8 protein-coding genes are annotated in these 7,425 nt (G+C 70.6%); 6 read left to right on the plus strand and 2 right to left on the minus strand.

Translation table 11 applies throughout. The features are described from left to right. The first annotated feature begins 74 nt into the window (after nucleotides 1-74). Nucleotides 75-284, plus strand: a complete 210-nt coding sequence (locus G5S38_RS14800; RefSeq protein WP_165070259.1) for an acyl-CoA thioesterase family protein — start codon at nucleotides 75-77, stop codon at nucleotides 282-284. Between the two features lie 25 nt (nucleotides 285-309). Here the strand turns inward: G5S38_RS14800 and G5S38_RS14805 are convergent, their stop codons facing one another. Beyond that, nucleotides 310-1,176, minus strand: coding sequence for an acyl-CoA thioesterase (locus G5S38_RS14805; RefSeq protein ID WP_201276710.1), 867 nt, complete (start codon nucleotides 1,174-1,176; stop codon nucleotides 310-312). A 73-nt stretch (nucleotides 1,177-1,249) separates the two neighbouring features. On the opposite strand from G5S38_RS14805, the gene G5S38_RS14810 reads away from it, so the two are divergent. Continuing rightward, nucleotides 1,250-1,930: a hypothetical protein gene (locus G5S38_RS14810; protein ID WP_165070261.1), complete on the plus strand. Its 681-nt coding sequence runs from the start codon at nucleotides 1,250-1,252 to the stop codon at nucleotides 1,928-1,930. 34 nt (nucleotides 1,931-1,964) lie between these two features. On the opposite strand, the gene G5S38_RS14815 is transcribed toward G5S38_RS14810, so the two are convergent. Beyond that, complete coding sequence (locus G5S38_RS14815; RefSeq protein WP_235929113.1) at nucleotides 1,965-2,954, minus strand: ROK family protein; 990 nt, start codon at nucleotides 2,952-2,954, stop codon at nucleotides 1,965-1,967. A 63-nt stretch (nucleotides 2,955-3,017) separates the two neighbouring features. Here G5S38_RS14815 and deoC point away from each other — a divergent pair, with 63 nt between their 5' ends. From deoC to G5S38_RS14835, 4 genes are read left to right on the plus strand one after another with little or no spacing between them, the layout of a single operon-like run. Further along, on the plus strand, nucleotides 3,018-4,022 hold the full coding sequence (deoC, locus tag G5S38_RS14820; RefSeq protein WP_165070263.1) for a deoxyribose-phosphate aldolase: 1,005 nt from the start codon (nucleotides 3,018-3,020) through the stop codon (nucleotides 4,020-4,022). A 10-nt stretch (nucleotides 4,023-4,032) separates the two neighbouring features. Beyond that, nucleotides 4,033-5,547, plus strand: coding sequence for an aldehyde dehydrogenase family protein (locus tag G5S38_RS14825; protein ID WP_165070265.1), 1,515 nt, complete (start codon nucleotides 4,033-4,035; stop codon nucleotides 5,545-5,547). Continuing rightward, complete coding sequence (locus tag G5S38_RS14830; protein ID WP_165070268.1) at nucleotides 5,544-6,428, plus strand: aldehyde dehydrogenase family protein; 885 nt, start codon at nucleotides 5,544-5,546, stop codon at nucleotides 6,426-6,428. The genes G5S38_RS14825 and G5S38_RS14830 overlap by 4 nt, the downstream gene beginning before the upstream one ends. Before the next feature lie 43 nt (nucleotides 6,429-6,471). After that, the gene (locus tag G5S38_RS14835; RefSeq protein WP_235929114.1) at nucleotides 6,472-7,215 is read left to right on the plus strand and encodes an aminoglycoside 3'-phosphotransferase; all 744 of its coding nucleotides are present in this window, start codon (nucleotides 6,472-6,474) and stop codon (nucleotides 7,213-7,215) included. Nucleotides 7,216-7,425: the final 210 nt, after the last annotated feature.

Consider the following 7,425-nt stretch of genomic DNA (forward strand, 5'->3'; position numbering starts at 1 on the left):
GGCTGGGGCGGAGGGAGTGGAGGACGGGGCCCCCATTCCCCTCCGGGGGGCCCCCGATCGCCTGGGGGTGGGGGATGGGGCGCCGGGGGGGGGCGGGCCTCGGGGTCTGCTACGAGCTGTATTCGCCCGCCGGCGTCGAGCCGCGCGCGCTGTTCACTCGCGCGGCGACGACCCTGGTGATGGTCACGGCCGCCACCGGGCGCCCGCAGCGCATCACCGATGAGCTCCGCCAGGTATGGCAGCCGTACGTCGAAGAGCCGGTCGCGTTCACGAAGCGCGGTTGACGTCCAACTCGGGTCGCGCAGCGCGTCAGCTGCGCGGAACCCGCACCATGCCCTCTTGCGCGACCGATGCGAGCAGCCGCCCGTCGAGGTCGTAGATGCGTCCCTGCGAGAGGCCGCGCCCGCTGATGGCGTTCGGGGACTCCTGCACGTAGAGCATCCATTCGTCGACCCGCCCGAAGCGGTGCCACCACATCGCGTGGTCGAGGCTCGCCGCCTTGAGCCCTGGCGTCGCCCAGGCCAGCCCGTGCCGGCGGAAGATCGGCTCCAGGATCGAGTAGTCGCTCGCGTAGGCCAGTGCGGCGCGGTGCAGGTTCTTGTCGTCGGGCAGCGGTCCGGTGGCCTTGAGCCACACTGCCTGGTGCCAGACCCGCGGTCCGTCCACGGCGAGGAACACCGGCGACGGGATGTGCCTCATGTCGAACGGCCGCTGATGCGCCCAGTAGCGCGCGACCGGGTGGTCGACCTCACCCAGCGCCTCCGCGGCACTCGGCAGCGTCTCCGGAAGCGGGATGTCGGCCGGCATGTCGATCTGGTGCTCGAGGCCGTCGTCCTCGTCCTGGAACGACGCGATCATCGACAGGATCGGCTGGCCCTCCTGGTACGCCTGCGTACGACGGGTGGAGAACGACCGTCCGTCGTGGATGCGGTCGACCGAGAACGTGATCGGCAGCTCGACGTTGCCCGGCCGCAGGAAGTACCCGTGCATGGAGTGCACGAGTCGCTCTTCCGGGATCGTTCGCATGGCCGCAACGAGGGACTGCGCGAGCACCTGCCCGCCGAAGACGCGGCCCAGCGGCATCCACTGGCTGGGCCCTGTGAAGATGTCTTCACTCGTTCTCGCCCCGGTGTCGGTGAGGTCGAGTGCGTGCAGCAGGCCTTCGATCGGATTCATCACGCGCGCTCCCGGCTTCTGTCGGACCGTCCGGTGCGGCGCCCGAGGTCGTGTCGCCTATTTTAGAGGTCAGATGACACGCGAATTCGACCTCACCGACTCCCTCTCCCTCGGCGACCTCCGGGTGTACCTCGCCCGTGCCGCCCGCGTCGACGACGGCGGCGCCGTGCGCCTCGTGGCAACCGGCGGAGTGCTCGCGGCCTACGTCGCGGTGCTGCACCCGGTCGGCCTGCTCGACTCCAGCCCGACGGTGCTCGGCCTGCGTACCTTCGCGGTCGAGGTCTCGGAACCGGTCGACGCGGTGGTGCCGCTGCGCCAGCTGGTCGCCCTGGTCACCGCCCTGCAGGACGAGGTGATGGATGCCATGGCGCCCGTCACCGTGACGCTGCCCGACGACGTGCGCACGGCGGGCTGGGCCGCTATCTCACCACCGAGGAGCGGGTGGACCACCGCCGACCCGATCGACGACGAGACCCTTCAACGGATAGCCAGGGAGGGCATCGCCGAGGTCGCGACCGCCGTGCCCACCGGCACCGGGGAGCAGATCGTGCACAAGGTGCGCTCCGAGGTGTGGGGACGCCCCGTCGCCGGCCGGGAATCCATCGTCGCGGGGGGTGCCTTCGCGGCCGTGTCGCTGGGGTTCCTTGGCGGGGGCGGGGGAGTCGCCGTGTACGAGACCGGCCCGTGGACGCGACTGTCGACGGCGCGCGGGCACGTGCTCATCAAGGGCAGGGGCGGCTCGCTGCTGCGCTAGCGCTGGTCGCATACGCGCACCGGACCGGACGCGGTCAGGCCACCGTCTCCGCGCGGTGCACAAGCGCCGCGGCGCCGATGAGCGGCCCGTCACCGGAGAGCCCGCTCGGAACGACGACGACCTTCGTGACGAACGAGAACTCCGCGCGCCGGGCGGTCGCCGCGCGAATGTGCGTGAACAGGTCGGGGGACACCTGCGAGAACCCGCCGCCGATCGCCACGATGTCGAGGTCGACGAGGGCCGTCGCCGACGCGATGGCCTGCCCGAGGGCCCGACCGGAGCGTTCCACGGCTGCCACCGCGATCGCGTCGCCCGCGGCGTAGCCCGCGCTGAGGTCCTCGCCGGTCGCGCCCTCCCAGCCCTGCGCCCGCGCCCACGCGACGGTGTTCGGGCCGGAGGCAATGGCTTCGACGCACCCGATACCGCCGCAGGCGCACGGGTCGTCGAAGCCGGCGACCTCGACGTGTCCGATGTGCCCGGCGTTTCCGGTAGGGCCGGACGCCGTGTGGCCACCGAGGATCAGGCCGCCGCCGATGCCGGTCGACACGATCATGCCCATCACGTTGTCGTACCCGCGGGCGGCACCGATCCAGTGCTCGGCGAGGGTGATGCACAGCCCGTCCATGCGCAGGGTGACGGGCAGGCCTGGCGCGAGGCCGGCGACCAGGTCACGCAGGGGGTACCGCCGCCAGGCGGGGAGGTTCAGGGGGGAGACGAGCCCCTCGTCTTCGTGCAGCGGACCAGCGGCACCGATACCGGCGCCGACCAACGCGGAGCCCTCCGGCAGCGCAGCGAGTGTCGCGGTCACGGCGGTGCGCACGGAAGTGGCGAGCCCGTCGGCATCCTTCTCCGGCCCGGTCGCCTCGCGGAACCTGGTACCGGCGACGACGCTCCCGTGCTCGTCGACGAGCGCCGACTCCACCTTGGTGCCCCCGAAGTCGACGGCGAGGGCGAGCCCACCGGCCGGGGTGTCCGTGCCGCCGGAGTGACCGATTGGGGCTGGGGAGTCTGGCGTCATCGTCATGGCGCCAGCCTAAGGCCGGTTCGGCGAATAGAATCGTGGTTTGATCCGACGTAAGGACCACCCATGACCACCACCCAGCTGGCCCTCCGTGATCGGACCCAGTCCCTCATCGGCGGTGAACCCTCCGACGCCAACCTCAACCGGTACCTGCACGGCATTCCCGGCGTCGACGCCGTAGGTCTCGAGCAGCGCGCGGCCGGCCTCGGGTCGCGGTCGATCAAGACCACGTCGAAGGCCTGGGCGCTCGACCGGATCATCTCGCTCATCGACCTCACCACCCTCGAGGGTGCGGACACGCCGGGCAAGGTGCGCTCGCTGGTCGCCAAGGCGATGACTCCGGATGCCGCAGACATGAGCACCCCCAGGGTCGCCGCGGTCTGCGTCTACGGCGACATGGTGCCGTACGCCGTCGAGGCGCTCGGGTCAGCGCATTCTGCCGGGCGTGACGACGGCATCAACGTGGCCGCGGTGGCCACCGCGTTCCCCAGCGGCCGGGCGTCCCTCGCCGTCAAGCTCTCCGACACGTCCGACGCGGTCGCCGCGGGTGCCGACGAGATCGACATGGTCATCGACCGCGGGGCATTCCTCTCCGGCCGCTACGGCCAGGTGTTCGATGAGATCGTGGCCGTCAAGGAGGCCTGCCGTCGCGCCGACGGCAGCTTCGCCCACCTCAAGGTGATCCTCGAGACCGGCGAACTGAACACCTACGACAACATCCGCCGCGCATCGTGGCTCGCCATCCTCGCCGGCGGCGACTTCATCAAGACCTCGACCGGCAAGGTCGCGCCCGCCGCGACCCTGCCCGTCACCCTCTCGATGCTCGAGGTCGTGCGCGACTGGCACCGCCTCACGGGAGTGAAGATCGGGGTCAAGCCGGCTGGCGGCATCCGGGCATCGAAGGACGCCATCAAGTACCTCGTCACGGTCGCGGAGACCGTCGGCGAGGAATGGCTCACCCCGCACCTGTTCAGGTTCGGCGCATCGAGCCTGCTGAACGACGTGCTGCTGCAGCGCCAGAAGATGACCTCCGGGCACTACTCCGGACCCGACTACGTGACGATTGACTGAGGCAGACCCCATGAGTTTTCTCGACTACGCGCCCGCGCCGGAATCGACGTCGATCCTCGCGCTGCGCAGCGACTACGGCCTCTTCATCGACGGTGACTTCGTCGACGGCAGCGGCACCCCGTTCGCCTCGATCTCGCCGGCGACGGAGAAGCAGATCACGATGATCTCGACGGCCGACGCGAGCGACGTCGACCGCGCGGTCGCCGCCGCCCGCCGGGCATACGACACGACCTGGTCGACCATGTCGGGCCGCGATCGCGGCAAGTACCTGTTCCGCATCGCCCGCCTCGTGCAGGAGCGCGCCCGCGAACTCGCGGTCGCCGAGAGCCTCGACAACGGCAAGCCGATCAAGGAGAGCCGCGACGTCGACGTGCCCCTCGTGGCTGCGTGGTTCTTCTACTACGCCGGCTGGGCCGACAAGCTCGACTACGCCGGACTCGGCCCGAACCCCCGCGCCCTCGGCGTCGCCGCCCAGGTCATTCCGTGGAACTTTCCGCTGCTGATGCTCGCGTGGAAGATCGCGCCAGCACTCGCCGCAGGCAACACCGTCGTGCTGAAGCCCGCCGAGACCACCTCCCTCACCGCGTTGCTGTTCGCCGAGATCCTGCAGCAGGCCGACCTGCCTGCCGGAGTCGTGAACATCGTCACCGGGGCGGGCAGCACCGGCGAGGCGCTCGTCAACCACCCCGACGTCAACAAGGTCGCCTTCACCGGCTCGACCGCCGTCGGGCGAGCCATCGCGCGGTCGGTCGCCGGCACCGACAAGAAGGTCACTCTCGAACTCGGCGGCAAGGCGGCGAACATCGTGTTCGACGACGCCCCCATCGACCAGGCCATCGAGGGCATCGTCAACGGCATCTTCTTCAACCAGGGCCACGTCTGCTGCGCCGGGAGCCGCCTGCTGGTGCAGGAGAACATCCACGACGAGGTCGTCGACCGGCTCAAGCAGCGACTGTCGACCCTCCGCCTCGGCGACCCGCTCGACAAGAACACCGACATCGGGGCCATCAACAGCCGTGAGCAGCTCGACCGCATCCGCGAGCTCTCCGACATCGGCGAGCAGGAGGGCGCCGACCGGTGGACCGCGAACTGCGCCATCCCGGAGAACGGGTTCTGGTTCGCCCCGACGATCTTCACGAACGTGTCGACCAGCCACCGCATCGCGCGTGACGAGGTCTTCGGACCGGTCCTGTCGGTGCTCACGTTCCGCACCCCGGCCGAGGCGATCGCCAAGGCGAATAACACCCCGTACGGCCTCTCGGCGGGCATCTGGAGCGACAAGGGCAGCCGCGTGCTGGCCGTCGCCGACAAGCTGCGCGCCGGTGTGATCTGGGCGAACACCTTCAACCGGTTCGACCCGGCCAGCCCCTTCGGCGGCTTCAAGGAATCCGGCTACGGCCGCGAGGGCGGCAGGCACGGCCTCGCCGCATACCTCTCGCCGACCCGAACCGGCAGCGCCAGCGGCACCGACTCGACCAGCAGCCCCGACAGCAGCTCCAGCGCACGAAAGAAGGCCGCCAAGTGAGTCGTCTCGCCATTCCCAAGACCTACAAGCTCTACATCGGCGGCAAGTTCCCGCGCAGTGAATCGGGTCGCGTGTACGAGGTGACCTCTGCCGACGGCACATTCCTCGCCAACGCCGCCAAGGCGTCGCGCAAGGACGCCCGCGATGCCGTCGTCGCCGCCCGCAGCGCCTTCTCCGGCTGGTCGGGAGCGACGGCCTACAACCGCGGGCAGGTGCTGTACCGCATCGCCGAGCTGCTCGAGGGACGCCGGGCCCAGTTCATCGCCGAGATCATCGAGTCGGAGGGTGCATCGCCCGCCGACGCCATGGCGCAGGTCGACGACGCCATCGACAGCTGGGTCTGGTACGCCGGTTGGGCCGACAAGTACGTGCAGGCCACCGGTGGCGCGAACCCGGTCTCCGGCCCGTACTTCAACATCTCCGTGCCCGAGCCGACCGGCGTCGTGGCCATCGTCGCGCCCCAGGGCACCGGGCAGGGCACCGGCCAGCAGGCGGCTGGGTCGCTCCTCGGCCTGGTCAACGTCGTCGCTCCGGCGCTCGTCTCGGGCAATACGGTCGTCGTCATCGCGAACGAGGCAGCACCGCTCGCCGCGATCAGCCTCAGTGAGGTTCTCGCCACGAGCGACGTACCCGGCGGCGTGATTAACATCCTCACCGGGTCGCCGGCCGAGATGGCGCCGTGGCTCGCCAGCCACGCCGATGTCAACGCCATCGACCTCGCGGGCGCTGGCGCCCTCGACTGGGTCGATCTGCAGATCGCGGCAGCCGAGACGCTCATGCGCGTGCTGCCGCCGGAGCCGGGCGTGCCCGCGGCATCGCTCGACCGCATCTCGTTCTTCACCGAGACCAAGACCGTCTGGCACACCAAGGGCCTCATCTAGGGCTGGCGGGGGAGTCGGACCGGGTGGCTGGACGGTGGACCACATGAGCGTCGGAACACCCGGTCCCGGAACACTCGGCCCCCTCGACAGTCCGATGACCGGAATCGTCGTGCCCGACGTGGTGCAGACGCTCGCGGGAGCATCCACGCCCGAGCTGGCCTGGTGTAACGAAGCGGGCGGACTGACCTTCCGCATCGGCGACGACCGGTTCGTCAAGTGGAACCCGCGGTCGACCGGCATCGATCTCGACCGGGAGCGTGACCGACTGGAATGGATCAGCGCCCGCCACGCCGCCCCGCGGGTTCTCGACGTGGGCTTCGACGCCGGGGCGCAGTGGCTCGTGACCGCAGCGCTGCCCGGTACGGGTGCGGTGGGCCCGATGTGGCGGGCCAGGCCGTCCGAGGCAATCCGGGCGATCGCCGCCGGTCTCCGTGTCCTGCACGCGATCGACGTTCGCGACTTCCCGTCCGAGTGGACGGCGCAATCCTGGGTCGGTCGTCAGCCGGAGGCATTGGGCCAGCGCCCCGCCATCGCCGATCCGGTGCTCGTACACGGCGATGCCTGCGCGCCGAACACCCTGGTCTCGGCCCGCGGGGAGTGGGTGGGCAACGTCGACTTCGGTGACCTCGCGGTGGGCGACCGCTGGGCCGACCTCGCGGTCGCCTCGATGAGCCTCGACTGGAACTTCGGCGAGGGGCACCAGCCGGAATTCTTCCGGGCCTACGGTATCGAGCCGGACGACGACCGCATCCGGTACTACCGCGGGCTGTGGCACCTCGAGTCCTGATGCCCAACTAGCGCGACCAGCCGGCGCGACCGTGCGGCGCGACCAGCCGGCACGACCGTGCGGCGCGACCAGTTGACGTGACCGGCGGGGGGGGGGGGGGTTCTGCGCCTCAGAACGGGGGGGGGGCGGCGGGCCATTCGGGTTGCGGCGGCGCCCCGCCCCTGCCACCCCCACCGCCCCCCCCGCCTGCCCCGCCGCCCCCGGGGGGGG

It is taken from the genome of Marisediminicola senii, assembly GCF_011057645.1.
GTDB classification, from domain to species: Bacteria; Actinomycetota; Actinomycetes; order Actinomycetales; family Microbacteriaceae; genus Marisediminicola; species Marisediminicola senii.

Excerpts from the sequence above, each read along its gene's own strand:
- G5S38_RS14800 (WP_165070259.1), top strand. The coding sequence starts at position 75 with ATGGGGCGCCGGGGGGGGGCGGGCCTCGGGGTCTGCTACGAGCTGTAT.
- G5S38_RS14805 (WP_201276710.1), bottom strand. The coding sequence starts at position 1,176 with ATGAATCCGATCGAAGGCCTGCTGCACGCACTCGACCTCACCGACACC.
- G5S38_RS14810 (WP_165070261.1), top strand. The coding sequence starts at position 1,250 with ATGACACGCGAATTCGACCTCACCGACTCCCTCTCCCTCGGCGACCTC.
- G5S38_RS14815 (WP_235929113.1), bottom strand. The coding sequence starts at position 2,954 with ATGACGATGACGCCAGACTCCCCAGCCCCAATCGGTCACTCCGGCGGC.
- deoC (WP_165070263.1), top strand. The coding sequence starts at position 3,018 with ATGACCACCACCCAGCTGGCCCTCCGTGATCGGACCCAGTCCCTCATC.
- G5S38_RS14825 (WP_165070265.1), top strand. The coding sequence starts at position 4,033 with ATGAGTTTTCTCGACTACGCGCCCGCGCCGGAATCGACGTCGATCCTC.
- G5S38_RS14835 (WP_235929114.1), top strand. The coding sequence starts at position 6,472 with ATGAGCGTCGGAACACCCGGTCCCGGAACACTCGGCCCCCTCGACAGT.